The 16,694-nt window shown below is 47.5% G+C and carries 15 protein-coding genes; 13 read left to right on the top strand and 2 right to left on the bottom strand.

The genetic code is table 11. The annotated features are described in order from the left end of the window. Window positions 1-64 precede the first annotated feature (64 nt). Window positions 65-982 carry a glycosyltransferase family 2 protein gene (locus tag QUB37_RS11275; RefSeq protein WP_333161963.1) on the bottom strand — a complete coding sequence of 306 codons (918 nt, stop codon included), beginning with the start codon at window positions 980-982 and terminating at the stop codon, window positions 65-67. Between QUB37_RS11275 and QUB37_RS11270 the strand changes: the two genes are divergently transcribed. Then, entirely contained in the window at window positions 909-1,121 is a 213-nt protein-coding gene (locus QUB37_RS11270) for a hypothetical protein (protein ID WP_333094623.1), read from the top strand. The genes QUB37_RS11275 and QUB37_RS11270 overlap by 74 nt on opposite strands. A 1-nt stretch (window position 1,122) precedes the next feature. On the opposite strand, the gene QUB37_RS11265 is transcribed toward QUB37_RS11270, so the two are convergent. Then, window positions 1,123-2,094, bottom strand: coding sequence for a glycosyltransferase (locus tag QUB37_RS11265; RefSeq protein WP_333161907.1), 972 nt, complete (start codon window positions 2,092-2,094; stop codon window positions 1,123-1,125). A gap of 207 nt (window positions 2,095-2,301) precedes the next feature. On the opposite strand from QUB37_RS11265, the gene cobU reads away from it, so the two are divergent. The 12 genes from cobU to QUB37_RS11205 all read left to right on the top strand — a co-directional run bounded on the left by cobU (window position 2,302) and on the right by QUB37_RS11205 (window position 16,537). Next, window positions 2,302-2,874, top strand: coding sequence for a bifunctional adenosylcobinamide kinase/adenosylcobinamide-phosphate guanylyltransferase (cobU, locus tag QUB37_RS11260; RefSeq protein WP_333161905.1), 573 nt, complete (start codon window positions 2,302-2,304; stop codon window positions 2,872-2,874). A gap of 277 nt (window positions 2,875-3,151) precedes the next feature. Next, complete coding sequence (locus QUB37_RS11255) at window positions 3,152-3,574, top strand: hypothetical protein (RefSeq protein WP_333161903.1); 423 nt, start codon at window positions 3,152-3,154, stop codon at window positions 3,572-3,574. Between the two features lie 77 nt (window positions 3,575-3,651). Next, window positions 3,652-5,721 (top strand): AarF/ABC1/UbiB kinase family protein, encoded by a 2,070-nt coding sequence (locus tag QUB37_RS11250; RefSeq protein WP_333161901.1) that lies wholly within the window; start codon window positions 3,652-3,654, stop codon window positions 5,719-5,721. Window positions 5,722-6,265: 544 nt separating this feature from the next. Then, entirely contained in the window at window positions 6,266-9,070 is a 2,805-nt protein-coding gene (locus QUB37_RS11245) for a DNA methyltransferase (RefSeq protein WP_333161899.1), read from the top strand. Between the two features lie 2 nt (window positions 9,071-9,072). Continuing rightward, window positions 9,073-10,092 (top strand): DNA-binding protein, encoded by a 1,020-nt coding sequence (locus tag QUB37_RS11240; protein WP_333161897.1) that lies wholly within the window; start codon window positions 9,073-9,075, stop codon window positions 10,090-10,092. A 3-nt stretch (window positions 10,093-10,095) separates the two neighbouring features. Then, window positions 10,096-10,395 (top strand): type II toxin-antitoxin system death-on-curing family toxin, encoded by a 300-nt coding sequence (locus tag QUB37_RS11235; RefSeq protein ID WP_333161895.1) that lies wholly within the window; start codon window positions 10,096-10,098, stop codon window positions 10,393-10,395. Beyond that, window positions 10,396-10,551, top strand: a complete 156-nt coding sequence (locus QUB37_RS11230) for a hypothetical protein (RefSeq protein WP_333161893.1) — start codon at window positions 10,396-10,398, stop codon at window positions 10,549-10,551. A 197-nt stretch (window positions 10,552-10,748) separates the two neighbouring features. Next, window positions 10,749-11,003, top strand: a complete 255-nt coding sequence (locus QUB37_RS11225) for a type IIL restriction-modification enzyme MmeI (protein WP_333161891.1) — start codon at window positions 10,749-10,751, stop codon at window positions 11,001-11,003. A gap of 107 nt (window positions 11,004-11,110) precedes the next feature. Next, a complete protein-coding gene (locus QUB37_RS11220; protein WP_333053276.1) occupies window positions 11,111-11,341 on the top strand; it encodes an addiction module protein in 231 nt (76 codons plus the stop codon). A gap of 205 nt (window positions 11,342-11,546) precedes the next feature. After that, entirely contained in the window at window positions 11,547-13,208 is a 1,662-nt protein-coding gene (locus QUB37_RS11215) for an AIPR family protein (protein WP_333161888.1), read from the top strand. Window positions 13,209-13,278: 70 nt separating this feature from the next. Beyond that, on the top strand, window positions 13,279-15,354 hold the full coding sequence (locus tag QUB37_RS11210; RefSeq protein ID WP_333161886.1) for a DEAD/DEAH box helicase: 2,076 nt from the start codon (window positions 13,279-13,281) through the stop codon (window positions 15,352-15,354). Next, complete coding sequence (locus QUB37_RS11205; RefSeq protein WP_333161884.1) at window positions 15,347-16,537, top strand: GIY-YIG nuclease family protein; 1,191 nt, start codon at window positions 15,347-15,349, stop codon at window positions 16,535-16,537. The genes QUB37_RS11210 and QUB37_RS11205 overlap by 8 nt, the downstream gene beginning before the upstream one ends. Window positions 16,538-16,694: the final 157 nt, after the last annotated feature.

Raw genomic sequence — 16,694 nt, 5'->3', positions numbered from 1 at the left:
TGTCTCAAGCCACTCGGTCGGGGCTGGCTTTCCTAATTCCCAATTCCCCCATGCCTCCAAAATATTAAGGCAATTTCACTTCTGTCTCCTGACTGATAACTACTGGCGGCGACAAAGTAGGCTCAGGTTCGGCCACATTCAACTGACCGCCACAACAACGCAACTCGTAAAGTTTGGCATTAATTTGATACTCATATTGACTCAATAACCTTGCATAAATATAGCCAGCTTTTCCATCTAAAAAGCCGAGCTGAATGAAGTAAAATAAAATAAATCTGAGCATGGGTTTAAACGGCAGCCACACCCAAACTTTTTTGAGGAAGCGTTTCCGCTGGACTGCATCTCCAAATAAGTGAGCTCCAATAGTGCCACTGTCGTCGCGCCCTTCAATAATATTGTAATAAACACGAGCTTCCCAATTAGAATAGCGGTTATGCCGTTCTATCCAGTGAAATAAATCGCGGTAATCCTCGTGGATCATGTCATTTTTTAAGTAGCCGACTTGACCGGCTAAAATGACGTGTTCGTGAACTTCGTTGTCGCCAGTATTGGGGACGGATTCAGTGCCGAGGTTTTCGTAACGTCCTTTTTGATGCTTGAACAAACGCAAATTCCAGTCGGGATATCGGCCGCCGTAACGCAGCCACTGACCTAAAAATAAGACTTTGCGGTTGAGGTAGTAGCCGTCAAAATTGGGGTCTTCGATCGCCCGCGCGATTTCGTCCCAAAGTTCCGGCGGAATGCGCTCGTCGCAATCGACAATTAATACCCATTCGTTGCGAAAGGGCAGGTTGTCCAAAGACCAATTTTTCTTTTTCGGCCAGCGGTTGTCGAAGTAGAATTGCACTACTTTTGCGCCGGTGCTGATGGCAATTTCCACCGTGCGATCGCTGCTTTGGGAATCAACCATGAAAACTTCATCCGCCCTGGCAATGCTGGCCAGACACGCAGGTAGATTAAGTTCTTCGTCTTTTGCCGGAATGAGAACTGAAACCGGAATCTTGGATGAACTAGATGTCATAATCGAGTGCTTGAACCTAAATGCGGTCGAGTTTTGGTGGATGAAGTGCGATCGGCACAGCCGCGCCAACGAGTTGAGCAGCGAGGGATATTGCCTATAGCCTAATACCTAGTGGTCGATTTCGGTGCAAAAATCAGGCCGCGGATGGCTGCGCTCAAATAACCGATTTGACCCCAGGCAAAAACGAAATTTTCAAAACGCAGCGCCGGATCTCTAATATATTTAAAAGACTTCCAGACACCCCTCAAGATTCTTTCACCCCCCCGCCCAAGCTGAGCAATACCGGCTCGATCGGACAATTGTTCGCGATAACACTCGCTGATGCCTTGCCACCACCCGCGCTCTAGAAACCAAGCTTTGTTGAGCCTTTCTGTCGCGACATGGTGCAGCACCTGGGCATCAGGTAGATAAACTACTTGCCAACCTAGCTCTAATGCTAATTCTGTGGCGCGCAATTCTTCATTTGACAGCAACTTTTTGCCGACTCTACCGAGTTTGGCATCGAAGCCGCCAATTTGTTCGAGAAAAGCGCGCCTGATCGAGTAGTTTACCCCCCTGGGAGTCAAACCGGGAGCAGTCAGGTACAGGCAAGTATCGCCTAAATCATATGCTCCCAAGTTCTGGGCCAATCCCGCTGACAGCCATTGGGGCGGGGAGACTCCACAAGGCCAGAGCACATTGACTTTGCCACCAGCTACGGCGAGTTTTTGATTGCTTTGATAAGCCGCGTGCAGCACCCTGAGCCAATTCGGCTCAGCAATAGCGTCGTCGTCGAGATAAGCTAATATTTCACTGCGAGCTTGCTTAGCGCCGGTATTCCGGGCTACTGACAGACCGATTTCCGGTTCCCAGACGTACTTGAGGCGCCGATCGCCCTGTCTTGCTTCTACCACCTCGCGGGTGCGCGAAATCGAACTTTCGGGGCTGGCATAATCGCTAGAAGCGTTATCCACTACTACTACTTCAAAGTTGTCGGGAAAATCCTGTACCAGCAAGCTGTCGATCGCCCCACCTAAATAGGCGGCGCGATTGTGGGTGCAAATAATCGCTGATATCTGAGGATGATCTGGCATAAATAACAGCTTGGGAAATACGGGGGTTCTCGATCGACTTACTCTGATATTGTCTCATCAATGCTATTATCGCTTAAAAAGCATTTGGTAGTTGGCCGTTTAAATCATAATGGGTAATGGGTAATGGGTAATTGGTAATTGGTAATGGATAATTGTGTTTAATCCTTTGTATGTGACTGCTGACTAATGACTGCTGACTAATGACTAATGAGTAACTCAGAACCCACCACATCGAGACAATTAATCTTAGTAACTGGGCCGGCCCGAAGTGGCAAAAGTGAATGGGCCGAAACTCTGGCGGCGGGTTTGGGAAAACAAGTAATCTATGTGGCTACCGGTCAGGTTGATGAAACGGATTTGGAGTGGCTTCGTCGCCTCGATCAGCACCGAAATCGCCGCCCAGTTGATTGGGCAACTCTAGAAGTGCCGATCGAATTATCGGCCGTTGTGCGGGCCAGCAAGTCTTCAGATTGTTTGTTGATTGATTCCCTGGGAACTTGGACGGCGAATCTTTTGGAACAAGAAGCGGCTGTTTGGGCGACTACGCAGCAAGATTTGCTCGCTAGTTTGAAGTCGGCGGCGGCTGATGTAATTTTGGTAGGAGAAGAAACCGGATGGGGCGTTGTGCCTGCTTATCCGGCGGGGCGGCTGTTTCGCGATCGCCTCGGTACTCTCGTGCGCCACATCGGGGCGATCGCCGATACTGTTTATCTCGCCACCGGAGGTTACGCCTTGAATCTAAGCGCTTTGGGTACACCGCTGCCGCCCTTGAAAAATTAACAGCCGGAGTCGCGATCGACAAGAGAGAAAACATCTCGGTTTCCCGAACGACAATTTTAACTGAAAATCAGGTATAATTTTAACTAAGATTGAAAACTCAAGAGTCACAGAAATTAGTCAAAAAACATACTCCCCAGGGCAAATAGCACAACAATTTGACATGAGGAATAGCCAAATTTTGAAATAATGTAAAATATAAAATGTCTCTTGAGAAAGAGTGCTAATTTCAAATTGAAAGTCTAAAATCATCAATTAGTTGAAGGGTTGACTAAAACTTATGGCATCAGATAGTGAAGTAAGAAAATATATTGCTTACTGGTTTCAGTTAGGCAAAAAAGTATTAATTCGCAACGGTTCCGAAGCGCTGCTGCCCAAATCGGTAAATGCCGGCGATCGCTACAGCCAGGAATTTGAAGACTGCTGGCAAAAAATCATCTCCTGCGACAGCGGAGACTGTTACCTCGAAGGCACAAACGAAACAATTGCCCAACTGCTGACACCAGCTTGGGAAATCAGTGGCTGCGCGCGCTGCGCTATGCCCGTAGTGTTCAAACAAACCGGAATGCCCCCGGAGTTCTGTCCCTGTAACGACTTACCGAACTGGCCCGATACCGAAATGCCCCAACCTCGATCGCCAGTCAGCAGCCAATCGCAACTATCCGGCCTGCGCGATCGGCTCCAAAGATCCAGCGGCGAGTAAGTATGTAAGAAGGAAGAAGGGTCTTCTTCCTTAAATTGTTACAATATATTTACAATGCTTCACACTAGGTCTGATTTATGAATGTCAAGACAGTATCGCCAGCCTCCCCGCAAACTTATGTAAATTCAGGGACTCAGGCTGTACTCGGCAATCTCCAAGATGCAAATACAATTCCCCTGCAAGCAGTACCAGTATCACTAGAGACGGAGGTCGTAACGGACGATCGGCTCAAATCAGCCAGAGACATAGCTTTCGAGTTGGCCGGAGATGCTGTTCGGTACGATCCAGTGGCGATCGCAGCCCAGTACCGAAATCGACCTCTACAAGTCTGGGGAAGGCTGTCGAGCGTTGTTTGGACATTTTTTAGCTTTGCCTTCAGTGTGTGGTTCGACGGCAAAACAGGTCGTACCGCCACCAACCAAAAGCGTCGCGCCGTCCGACTGCGAGAAATTCTGGCCCAACTCGGCCCAGCTTTCATCAAAATCGGACAAGCACTCTCAACACGGCCCGACTTAGTACCGCCAGTATATTTAGAAGAACTAACAACGCTGCAAGACCAATTGCCAGCATTTCCGAACGAAGTAGCCTATCAATTCATCCAAGAAGAATTGGGCGCCCACCCCAAAGACATCTACGCAGAAATCACCCCAGATCCGATCGCAGCAGCTTCCCTCGGACAAGTTTACAAAGGCAAACTCAAAACCGGGGAAACAGTCGCAATCAAAGTGCAGCGACCAGGTTTAGCCGAGAACATCGGCTTAGATATCTACATCCTGCGGCGCGTTGCAGTTTGGGCACAAAACAACTTCAAAATAATTCGCAGTGACCTCGCAAGCATTATGGACGAGTTGGGTGAGCGCATTTACGAAGAAATGGACTACACCCACGAAGGTCAAAATGCCGAACGGTTTGCCCAACTCTACGGCCACATCAAAGACATTTATGTTCCCAGCATCTACTGGGAATATACCCGCCGCCGCGTCTTAACAATGGAGTGGATCACCGGCATCAAACTTACGAATTTAGAAGCCGTTAAAGCTCAAGGAATCGATGCTCCTTACTTAATTGAAGTGGGTGTGCAGTGTTCTCTCAGACAACTGCTAGAACACGGTTTCTTTCACGCCGACCCGCATCCCGGCAATCTTTTGGCAACTCTTGACGGTCAATTAGCTTATCTCGATTTCGGGATGATGAGCGAAGTGAAACCTTATCAGCGGTACGGCTTGTTGGAAGCTGTGGTGCATTTGGTGAACCGCGACTTTGAAGGTTTGGCAAAAGATTATGTCAAGTTAGAGTTTTTAACACCAGACACGGATTTGACGCCAATTATTCCGGCCTTAGCTAGCGTATTTAACAATGCTTTGGGTGCTAGCGTTGCCGAACTAAATTTCAAAAGCATTACTGACGAACTTTCGGCAGTGATGTACGAATATCCTTTCCGAGTTCCAGCTTACTATGCTTTGATTATTCGATCGCTCGTTACGTTAGAAGGGATTGCCATTAATGTCGATCCAGAATTCAAAGTGTTGAGCAAAGCTTATCCTTACGTAGCAAAACGGCTGTTGAGCGACCCCGCACCGGAATTGAGAGCATCCCTGCAAGATTTGCTGTTCAAACAAGGCGAATTCCGCTGGAACCGCTTAGAAAACTTGCTCAACAATGCCCGTGAGAGCGACGATTACGATGTCAGCAAAATCTTGAACCAAGCATTAGAATATTTATTTTCCGAAAGAGGAGATTTCATTCGCGATCGTATTGTCCTGGAATTAGTCAAAAGTCTGGACACACTTTCCACCAACGCTTTTGCTAACGCCAAAGCTGTAGTCGGCGAATGGTTTGGAGTCAAGGCAAATCAACCTGTGGTTTCACCAACTGAACAAAAAAACTTAGAACACATCAAGCGGATTTGGGATATTTTGCAATCAACTCCCGGTTTTGACACGATGAAAGTATTGCAGCTTCTTCCGCAGTTGTTGGTGAAACCGGAAGTGCAGAATATGGGGCAGAAAGTAGTCGGCGGTTTAGCTCAAAGAGCTGTTGCTAGGGTAATTCGTGAGTTTTTGCTTTCGCAGGAACCGGAGGCGATTCCCGTGAATGGAAGCTACCCTAAAACTTCGCCTCAGTTGTCTTTGCCTGCGGCGAAGTAGTGGGATGGGGATGTTTTTTGACCGCAGATATTAGCAGATAAACACAGATGAACGCAGATGAAATTTCGTCTGCGTTCTTTTAATTAAGTTAATGCTGTAGGGGCTGGTAATATCGTTTCTCTAAAATCGTGCAAAACTCTTTGACCCCCCCTAGCCCCCCCTTGCAAAGGGGGGGGACAAGAATACTGTTGCATTCTTTTTTAAAATTGGTATAATATCGTTTCCGGTAGCATCGGAATTATATCATGTCCGATCGATCTACCTCGATTTTTGTAGGGTTTCCCTCACCAAGAATATCTGCCAATAATTGACAATCTCAAAAACCCGCCCGATCGGCATATTATAATTAATTGATCGCACATGATATTAATAGACATTGGGTTCCCAGAGATTTTCTGGGCATTTCTACATCGCAGAGTTAATCATGGGTAGTGTCGCTTGAACTCAGAAGATCGATCGAGAAATCAGGTAAAATCCAAAATTGCGTTAACAGGCGATAATGGAACCTCTGAGCTACCGCCCCTGAGCTACCTATGGTCGAAGTATGAATGCAGTCGAAATCGAAGAAGCAGTTTCCAGGCTGGCTGAAGCGCCCTTTGACTCGGAAGAGTTCCCCTTTGCCTTCCTCGAAGCCTTTGGTAACAAGCCGACGACTCTCAAGCGGCTCAAAAGCAAAAGCGGTGGCTCAAACCAATCGGATCTCGGTGGCGTGCTGCAGCGTAACAATATCCATGTGAAGGTTTGCCCGGAAGGCGAGGTGACAAACACCCTCACGGCGTTGCGGGATAGTGCGGCGACGGCTCGGTATAAGGTTAAGTTTATCCTGGCCACCGATGGCAAAAGTTTTGAGGCCGAAAACCTCGCTGATGGGGAGATAGTCGCCTGCGACTACCCGGACTTTCACAACCATTTCGGTTTTTTCCTGCCCTTGGCGGGCATTACGACAGTCAAGCAGATCCGTGAGAACGCCTTTGATATCAAGGCTACAGGGCGCCTCAACCGCCTGTATGTGGAGCTGCTGAAGGAGAACCCGGAGTGGGACAATGCCGATCGCCGGGAAGCGTTAAATCACTTCATGGCGCGACTAATCTTCTGTTTCTTCGCCGAGGATACGAATATCTTTCACAGCAATGCCCTCTTCACTGCCACCATCGAACAAATGAGTGCGAGTGATTCGTCGAATACGCACGAGGTGCTGTCGGAGATGTTTCGGGCGATGTGTACGCCGCTTAAGGATCGGGAGGCGGCGAAGATTCGGAATTGGGCAGATGGATTCCCCTATGTGAATGGAGGGCTGTTTTCGGGTGGGGTGGCGGTGCCGCGTTTTAGCAAGATTGCCCGATCGTACTTACTTCATGTTGGCAATCTCGACTGGACAAAGATTAATCCCGATATTTTCGGCTCGATGATTCAGGCGGTGGCGGATGATGAAGAGCGGGGTGCGTTGGGGATGCACTATACGAGTGTGCCGAATATCCTCAAAGTATTGAATCCGCTGTTTTTGGATGATTTGCGATCGCAATTGGAGGCAGCGGGGGAGAATGCCCGCAAGCTGCTGAATTTGCGGCAACGGATAGCGCGAATTCGGGTTTTCGATCCGGCTTGTGGATCGGGGAATTTTCTGGTGATTGCGTATAAGAATATGAGGGAAATTGAGGCGGAGATTAATCGTCTTCGGGGTGAGGGCGATCGCAAATCTGAGATTCCGCTGACGAATTTTCGGGGAATTGAATTGCGTCACTTTTCCTGTGAGATTGCGCGGTTGGCCTTGATTATTGCGGAGTATCAATGTGATGTGATGTATCGAGGGCCAAAGCTGGCGCTGGCTGAGTTTTTGCCGCTGAAGGACGATAACTGGATTACCTGTGGGAATGCGTTGCGGTTGGATTGGTTGAGTCTTTGTCCGCCGACTGGGACGGGGGTGAAGGTGCAGCGGGAGGATTTGGATTTGTTTGGCGAGACGCGAGATCAAGCGGAGATTGATTTTGAGAATGAGGGTGGGGAGACTTATATTTGTGGGAATCCGCCGTACAAAGGAAGTAGTTATCAAACTTCAGCCCAAAAAAGCGATCTAGAAGCAATATTTAAGAACAAAACGTCCCAATGGAAAAACTTTGATTATGTGGCGGGCTGGTTCGTTAAAGCTTCTGAGCATATCGAGACAACCAGTGGAAGTTTTGCTTTTGTGAGCACTAATTCAATTTGCCAAGGACAACAAGTTCCATTACTTTGGCCTTTAGTGTATTACAAGAAACAATGTATCAATTTTGCTCACTTATCTTTCAAATGGAGTAACTTAGCCAGCCACAATGCTGGAGTCACTGTCGTAATCATCGGCGTTACAAATTCTACACTCAAGAGTAGAAAAATCTTTTCTATGGATGAAATAGGGTTGGTAAAAGTTCGCGAAGTTGACAATATCAATCCATATCTCTTTGCAGGAGCTAATATTGTTGTTCTTCCCACCCGCCAGTCCTTGGGTCAACAAGCGGAGATGCTAAAAGGAAATCAACCCTCAGATGGTGGGCATCTCTGTCTTAGTAGACAACAGAAACAAGATTTGTTGGCATCTGCGTCAGCAGCGAAAAAGTTTATCAAACGTTACCTGGGTGCCGCAGACTATATTCAAGGAAAAGAAAGGTACTGTCTTTGGATTGAGGACTCAGATGTCAAAGAGGCTACAAGAATTGATGCAGTTTCAGTGAGACTGAAAGAGGTTGTAGAGATGCGTCGGAATGCAAAAGCTCCGACAACTAAAATCGCAGCAGAATGGCCGCATAAGTTTATACAAATTCAGAGCATAGCTAAAGAATACTCAATTGTATTTCCGCGCATTTGCTCAGAAAGAAGGGAATACCTTCCAATCGGAATCTTAGATAGTAACTCGATACTCTCCGATCAAGCGTTTGCTCTCTACGATGCCCCACTTTGGAACATTGCTTTGGGAGTCTCCCGCCTTCACCTAGTCTGGATCGCCACCGTCTGCGGCCAGCTAGAAACCCGATATCGCTACTCCAACACCCTCGGCTGGAACACCTTCCCCGTCCCCACCCTCACCGACCAAAACAAAGCCGACCTCACCCGCTGCGCCGAAGATATCCTGCTAGCGCGGGAGCACTATTTCCCAGCCACGATCGCCGATATGTACGATCGCGATCGTATGGATACCGAATTCCCTCTGGTTAGGGAAGCGCACGATCGTAATGACGAAATCCTCGAACGAATCTACATTGGTCGCCGCTTCAAAAACGACACCGAACGCCTCGAAAAACTGTTTGAATTGTACACAAAAATGACCAGTCAGCCAGCGCCCCTCAACAAGTCTGCCAAAGGTAAAACCAAAGGATAAAAATGATGATGGCAAAAGATTTAACTTCATCGCCACTCGATCGCCAAAATATCCTCAACAATCGCTATGCCCTAGAAAAAATAGAAGAATACTTGGGATTAGGAGGCACTTACTATGAAGAAGAACTGCTTTTTACCAAACAACAACTGATTGAGATTTTCGGTATCAGCGAAAGTACAATTGAAAAGTATCTATCCAGTCACAACGATGAACTGAGCGCTAATGGTTATACCGTGCTACGAGGTCAGAAGCTTCGAGAGTTCAAGGCTTTGATGGATGCTACCGTAACTGATTACGGTACCAAAACCACAGTCTTAGGGGTTTTCACCTTCCGGGCGACTCTAAATCTAGCAATGGTACTGCTAGAGAGCGATCGGGCCCGTGCAATTCGATCGCGCATCTTAGATATCGTCATTGACATAATGGCAGAAAGGGCAGGCGGACATACCAAATATATTAACCAGAGAGATAACAATTACTTACCAGCAGTCTATCAAGAATTTAGCTATCGTAAAACCTTTACCGATGCCCTTGATAATTACCTCGACATGGGTAAATTTAAGTATGGCATTTACACCAACAAAGTGTATCAGATTGTTTTCCGAGAGAAGGCGGAAGAATATAAACAGATCCTAAGCTTGGGCAAAAAAGATTGCCCCCGTGATACCATGTATGCCGAAGTTCTAATCGCCATTGCCAGTCTAGAGAATGGTTTGGCAGCAGAGCTGAAAGCCGAGTCAGAAAAGGTGGGACGAAAGCTGAAACAGAAAGAGGTTGATTCGCTATTTGAATCGGCAGAGGAAAACCCCTATCTAAAACCAATTATTGAAGATGCCCGCATCAAAATGGCCAGTCGTGATTTAGGGTTTCGGGATGCTCTGCATCAACAATTAGAAGCGTATATCCAAAGTGTTCCAGAGAGCGACTTTGATAAATTTTTAGGAGAAACCAGCCGTTCTTTAGAAGAGCAACTTTCCGATCCGGCTCTTTTGGCTGTATTTAAGCGATTGAAGGATCGGTAAGTTATGGCAGCAGATTTTTTTTACTTTGACATTCATTATGCGATCGAGCTGCATGATTGGATTATCGAAAACTCAGGCGGCTTTCCGGGGTCTAATAATCCGAGTCTACTAGAGAGCGCATTAGAACATATTCAAAACGATCTCTATTATCCTGAGATTCACCACAAATTAACTCACCTAGTTTTTGCTGTCAACAAGTTTCATGCTTTTAATGACGGAAATAAACGCTCTAGTATTGTATTGGGAGCTTATTTTCTAAAGCTCAATGGTTACGATTTTGTGGTAAAAAAGTTTGTCCTATAAATGGAAAATATCGCCGTCTGGGTAGCAGAAGGAAAAATTTCTAAAGAGTTTTTATGTGAACTGATTGAGTCTCTTATTTTCGAGGAAGATTTCAGTGAAGAACTTAAGTTTAAGTTAGCGCTTGCTGTCATGGGCGATATTGATTCTAATGGTTAGCTTAGCTAGAGCAGAGTCGTTACCTCCCTTTTTGGGCGTAAAAGTGCTTATACCAATTTTAAAAAAGAATGCAACAGTATTCTTGTTCCCCCCCTTGGCAAGGGGGGGCTAGGGGGGGTCGAAGAGTGTTGCACGATTGTAGAGAAATGGTATTAAATGCAAATCCACATGACGAAGCTCCAAAGCTTAAAACCCTTATGAATGAAGGATTTAAGTGCTTAAAAGCAAATGGGAGTCACCCCCAAACCATGCCCCCCAACCTCCGCGCAAACCACGCTACCCCAAAGAAGTCGCTGCTCGATCGTAATGACGAAATTCTGGAACGAATCTACATTGGTCGCCGCTTCAAAAACGACACCGAACGCCTCGAAAAACTGTTTGAATTGTATACAAAGATGACCAGTCAGCCAGCACTGCCAAAAAAATCCGCCAAACCTAAAGGAGGTAAATGAGGAGAAGTGCGATGGCTGCGCCCCGGCTTGCGCCTACGAGCTACCAAAATGACCCGTTAAATACAGAATGTTAAAATCAGACTAGCCCCTTATAGCCAAACAAGCCAATGCTAACCCTAGACCAACTCATTTCAGAAGCAACTGCATTACCAGATGCAGCCAAGGCTATCCTCATTGACAAAATTGTGGAGAGCATGGAAAGACAAATCGATCGAGATATTTTATTAGAAGGCGTGCAGAAAGCTCAAGAACGCATTGCCGAAATTGATAGCGGCGCGGTTCAAACCATTCCCGGAGATATTGCCTTAGCCCAAATACGGCAACTTGCACAGCAATGAAATATGAATTTCACCCAGTCGCCCTGCAAGAATATGCAGAGGCTGTGCAATCTAGACTTGAAGGGTTTTACGAATATCGTCGATTTCACTAACTGGCTTCAGCAAAAGAATTAAAAATTCTCAACTATCTCATAATCAAGCCGACCATATTCCCGCCTCGACTGAATGAAGCGAATTCTTGAGAACATACTAAGTAAATAATTACATGGACATTAATGCCTCTATCATTGACCAACGATTAGCATCAGTCGTTAACGAGATTCGTCAAAAGTCCGCCGAAGAATTGCACATCCAAGATGAAGGTAAAATCAAGTCTCTCGCATTTGTATACCTATGTGTTAGAACCATCTTGGATTTAGAAGATGACGACGCTTTCGAGTGCCTGACCGAAGGATCTGGTGACTTTGGCGTAGATGCCATGCACATTTCCGAAGAGTATGATGGTGAATTTACAGTTAGCTTGTTTCAAGCAAAATACAAAAACAAGCTAGCAGGAGATTCTAACTTTCCCCAAGAAGGCATTGAAAGTTTAATCAACGCAATTCAATACTTATTTAATCCAGCAGCTAGACTAGAACATATTAATCAACGACTGCTCGCAAAAGTCGAAGAAGCTCGTAGTTTGATTCGGGATGGTTACATCCCACAGGTTCGGGCATTAGCCTGTAACAATGGCCTAAATTGGAATGCGTCTGCACAGGAAGCTATTGAACGCACTGGCTTCGGCAGTCAAGTTACGTGGGAGCATATTAATCATGAACGCTTGGTCAAAATTCTGCAAGCTTCCAAACCCGTAAAAGATTCTTTGCAACTAAGTGGCAAGGCGATCGTTGAAGATATGGAATTTAGCCGAGTATTAGTTGGCAGAATTTCCGTCACCGAAATCGCAGCACTAATTGAACGACATGGTGAACGATTATTAGAGCGGAATATTCGTCGTTACTTAGGCTTGCAAGGTAATCGCGTCAATGAGGCTATTAGAAACACTTTAACCAGCAATGAGAAGAACAATTTCTACTTTTACAATAATGGGATAACCCTAACTTGTGAAAACTTTTCGTACAACGCTTTGCAAGATGGTAATTATCAGGTGCGTGTCGAAAATTTACAAATTATCAATGGAGGTCAAACCTGTCTGACCATATTCAAAACTTTGCGGGACAACAATTTGCTTCATGAAAATGCCCAAGCTTATGTTCTGCTTCGGCTTTATCAATTACCTCATGAAAACGAAAGTTTAGTTCAAAGAATCACTTATGCTACTAATAGTCAAAATCCCGTAGATCTTAAAGATTTACGCGCTAATGACGAACTCCAGCAAAGACTGGAAATAGATATTCAGCAATTAGGATTCAATTACCGCCGGAAGCGTTCTGATTCTAGTACCCGTCCGATAGATATTACTTCAGGAGTAGCTGCTGAAGCCATACTATCTGTTTGGCGAGAAAAGCCTCATCAAGCAAAATTCTTCTCGCGCGAGCATTTCGGAAAACTTTATGACGCAATCTTCACCGACCAATTGAACGGATCGCAAGTTGTAATTGCCGTTCAGCTTTACAGAATTGCAGAAAATCGTCGCAAAAGACCAAATCCTGCCGATCCAGATGTTGTTCGCTATGCTTCATGCTTTATTGCCATGCAGATGGGACGCAAGCTTCTTGCTGATTTGAATATTCAGATGAAAGACATTAGCCATCAGAATTTTAAATCTGCACAGCATCTGATTGAACAAAATAGCGAAGCCTATTTCGATGCCTCAGTACAGGATATTCAACGTGCGCTGCAAGATCTTTATGGGGAACAAGAGATTTCCTTACAGCAGCTATCTGCAACCTTTCGGCGTGGCGATTTAATCAGTAGACTTTGACTTACCAAAATGAATGTCCGATAAGTGCTACCGAACAGCCTGTCAATCGCAAAACCAAAGTTTACCACCCATGAGCAAGCCGATCGCGATTCCCTCAGTTTCCGTCACCTACGCCCAGGATGGCACCTCCACCCGCCCCAACGCCCTCGGTATGCGCCCCATGCAAGAACGCGCCTACCAAAAGCGCGGCGAACAATACCTCCTGATCAAATCGCCCCCCGCCTCCGGCAAAAGTCGTGCACTGATGTTCATCGCCCTGGACAAACTAGAGAACCAGAATCTCAAACAAGCCATCATCGTCGTGCCAGAAAAGGCGATCGGCTCCAGCTTCCACGATGAGCCACTGAGTCAGTTTGGCTTTTGGGCCGATTGGCAAGTTGAACCGAAGTGGAATCTCTGCGACGCACCGGGGAACGACGGCGGCAAAGTGGGCGCGGTACAGAAGTTTCTAGCGGGCGGTGCCAAGATTCTGGTCTGCACTCACGCCACATTCCGCTTTGCCGTGGACAAATTCGGTATCGAAGTCTTAGACGATCGCCTAATCGCCATAGACGAATTTCACCATGTTTCGTCGAACCCAGACAACAAGCTGGGCGATCGTGTGCGCCAACTCATGGCCCGCGACAAAACCCACATCATAGCCATGACCGGCTCCTACTTTCGCGGCGATGCCGAAGCCGTCTTGCACCCCGAAGACGAATCCCGATTCGATACCGTCACCTACACCTACTACGAACAGCTCAACGGCTACCAATACCTGAAGCAACTCGACATTGGCTACTACTTCTACGCGGGTAGCTACACCGACGAGATCGTGCAGGTGCTAAACCCGAAAGAGAAAACCATCCTGCACATTCCCAACGTCAACTCCCGCGAAAGTACGAAGGACAAGATCCGCGAGGTGGAGCACATCATCGAGGAACTGGGCGAATGGCAAGGCACCGATCCGAGTACGGGATTTCAACTCGTCAAAACCGCCGACGGCACGATCCTCAAGATTGCCGATCTAGTAGACGACGACCCCACCAAACGGGATAAAGTCGCCACCGCCCTAAAAGACCCCACCCATAAGAACAATCGCGATCGTGTGGACATCATTATCGCCCTCGGCATGGCGAAAGAAGGTTTTGATTGGATCTGGTGCGAGCACGCCCTGACGATCGGCTACCGCTCCAGTTTGACAGAGATTATTCAGATTATCGGTCGCGCCACCCGCGATGCACCAGGGAAAACCCGCGCTCGATTCACCAACCTGATTGCCGAGCCGGATGCCGCCGAATCTGCCGTCACCGAGGCGGTGAACGACACGCTCAAAGCCATTGCGGCCAGCCTACTGATGGAGCAAGTGCTCGCGCCACGCTTCGAGTTCAAACCCAAGCGCCCCGACAATCAACCAACACCGGGTTTCGACTACGGGGAAGATGGGTACAATCCTGGCAAGTGCAACGTGGGCATCAATCCAGAGAGAGGCCTGATTCAAATGGAAATTAAGGGATTAGCCGAACCCAAGAGCCCGGAAGCGGAACGCATCTGCCGCGAAGACTTGACCGAACTGGTGACGGCATTTGTCCAAGATAAGCCAGCGATCGAGCGCGGCCTATTTGATGAAGAACTGGTGCCAGAAGAACTAACCCAAGTTCGCATGGGCAAAATCGTCAAAGAGAAATTCCCAAATCTAGAAGCAGAAGATCGAGAAGCCGTCCGCCAACACGCGATCGCCGCCCTAACCCTTGTCCAACAAGCTAAAAAAACCATGAACGAAAGTGGTGGGCAGTACACCACAAATCCTGGTGGTGGGGAAGCAGCGAAAAACACCTCACTCCTCGATGGGGTGAGGAAGTTCGCCCTATCGGTAACAGATCTCGATATGGATCTGATCGATCGCATCAATCCCTTTGGCGAAGCCTATGCCATCCTGGCTAAGTCCATGAGCGAAGAACGGCTGAAGCAGGTGGCAGAAGTCATTGCGGCTAAGCGAGTAACCCTTAGCGTGGAAGAAGCGCGGGAATTAGCCAAACGGGCGCTGCGGTTCAAGCAAGAAAAAGGCAGGTTGCCCTCTCTCACAGCAGTCGATCCCTGGGAAAAACGGATGGCAGAAGGAGTTGCCTTCCTGCAACGCAAAGTGAAGGAGGAAACTAATGCCTAAGTACACCACCGATGATGATTTGGAATTGCTCGGTGAATTGGGCATGGACATGACCTCCGAACCCTCCGGCCAGCGTTCTGCCAGAGAAGAGCGGATCATCGCAGGCTTTGAGGAGATCGAGCGGTTTGTGGAAGAATATGGCAGACTGCCCCAGCATGGGGAAGATCGCGATATCTTCGAGCGGCTTTATGCGGTACGGCTCGATCGCCTGCGAGAATCGGAGGAATGTCGCGCAGTCTTGGAACCGCTAGACTCACGCCGACTGTTAGATGCTGAGACTGATGCCAGCCTGAGCACAGTTCGCGATCTCACAGATGAAGCACTGCTGGCCTCCCTGGGAGTCGATGCAGCCTCAGAGAACGACGTTACCCAGCTTACTCATGTGCGATCGCGCAGCGAAATCAAAGCAGCCGAGGAAATCGCCCAACGTACTCCCTGTCAGGACTTTGATGAATTCAAACCCATCTTTGACAAAGTGCAACGGCAATTGCAGTCGGGGGAACGGCAAACCATCAAATATCAGGACTATGCGGCCGTAAAGGAAGGTGATTTGTTCATCCTTGATGGGCAGAAGGTGATGGTGGTCGATATGGGTGAGCCGTTTGTCAGCGACTATGGTCGATCGGACTGCCGGCTGAGGGTGGTTTATGACAATGCCACCGAGAGCGATTTGCTGTTGCGATCGCTCCAGCGTGCTTTAAATAAAGACAAGGCCAGCCGCCGCATCACCACCCCAGATTTCGGCCCCCTATTTTCCCATATTGAAGCAGCAGACGACTTACCGACGGGCTATATTTACGTGCTCAGGAGCCAATCGGATCATCCCTTCATTGCGGAGAATCGGTTTATTATTCACAAGATCGGCGTCACCGGAGGAGACGTAAAAAGCCGAATTGGCAACGCCAAGAAAGACCCCACCTATCTGCTAGCAGATGTGGAAATCGTCGCAAAATTCAAACTGGCAAATATGAACCGGAAGCGACTTGAGGCACTCCTTCAGAAGTTCTTCGCCAGCGCTCGATTGGATTTGGAATTACAGGATCGCTTCGGTATACCAGTGCAGCCAAGGGAGTGGTTCATGGTTCCACTAGAAGCCATTGAGGAGGCGATCGAAAAAATCAAGGAAGGAACCCTCGATCAATTCCGGTACGATCGGGAAACAGCAAAGCTCACGCGATCGTAAGGCGCGATCGCAACAATAGCTAATATCAAATCCCGTAGCATAATTATTGATATCTCTCTTCTCTCCCTCTGTGTCCTCTGTGTTCTCTGCGGTTAAATCATGACCAGGCAACGGTCAACGATACAACCCGGATTTGGTATTACAAACCGAAAAAACT

The organism is Microcoleus sp. AT3-A2 (genome assembly GCF_036705685.1).
Lineage (GTDB): Bacteria > Cyanobacteriota > Cyanobacteriia > Cyanobacteriales > Microcoleaceae > Microcoleus.
The sequence above is the reverse complement of the archived record's forward strand: the minus strand, read 5'-3'. Positions and strand labels throughout refer to the sequence as shown.

Bases quoted from the DNA above. Each gene is read 5' to 3' on its own strand.
- cobU (WP_333161905.1), top strand. From the start codon at position 2,302: ATGAGTAACTCAGAACCCACCACATCGAGACAATTAATCTTAGTAACT.
- QUB37_RS11235 (WP_333161895.1), top strand. From the start codon at position 10,096: ATGGCAGCAGATTTTTTTTACTTTGACATTCATTATGCGATCGAGCTG.
- QUB37_RS11215 (WP_333161888.1), top strand. From the start codon at position 11,547: ATGGACATTAATGCCTCTATCATTGACCAACGATTAGCATCAGTCGTT.
- QUB37_RS11255 (WP_333161903.1), top strand. From the start codon at position 3,152: ATGGCATCAGATAGTGAAGTAAGAAAATATATTGCTTACTGGTTTCAG.
- QUB37_RS11205 (WP_333161884.1), top strand. From the start codon at position 15,347: ATGCCTAAGTACACCACCGATGATGATTTGGAATTGCTCGGTGAATTG.
- QUB37_RS11225 (WP_333161891.1), top strand. From the start codon at position 10,749: ATGAATGAAGGATTTAAGTGCTTAAAAGCAAATGGGAGTCACCCCCAA.
- QUB37_RS11220 (WP_333053276.1), top strand. From the start codon at position 11,111: ATGCTAACCCTAGACCAACTCATTTCAGAAGCAACTGCATTACCAGAT.
- QUB37_RS11210 (WP_333161886.1), top strand. From the start codon at position 13,279: ATGAGCAAGCCGATCGCGATTCCCTCAGTTTCCGTCACCTACGCCCAG.
- QUB37_RS11230 (WP_333161893.1), top strand. From the start codon at position 10,396: ATGGAAAATATCGCCGTCTGGGTAGCAGAAGGAAAAATTTCTAAAGAG.
- QUB37_RS11270 (WP_333094623.1), top strand. From the start codon at position 909: ATGAAAACTTCATCCGCCCTGGCAATGCTGGCCAGACACGCAGGTAGA.
- QUB37_RS11240 (WP_333161897.1), top strand. From the start codon at position 9,073: ATGATGATGGCAAAAGATTTAACTTCATCGCCACTCGATCGCCAAAAT.
- QUB37_RS11245 (WP_333161899.1), top strand. From the start codon at position 6,266: ATGAATGCAGTCGAAATCGAAGAAGCAGTTTCCAGGCTGGCTGAAGCG.
- QUB37_RS11250 (WP_333161901.1), top strand. From the start codon at position 3,652: ATGAATGTCAAGACAGTATCGCCAGCCTCCCCGCAAACTTATGTAAAT.
- QUB37_RS11265 (WP_333161907.1), bottom strand. From the start codon at position 2,094: ATGCCAGATCATCCTCAGATATCAGCGATTATTTGCACCCACAATCGC.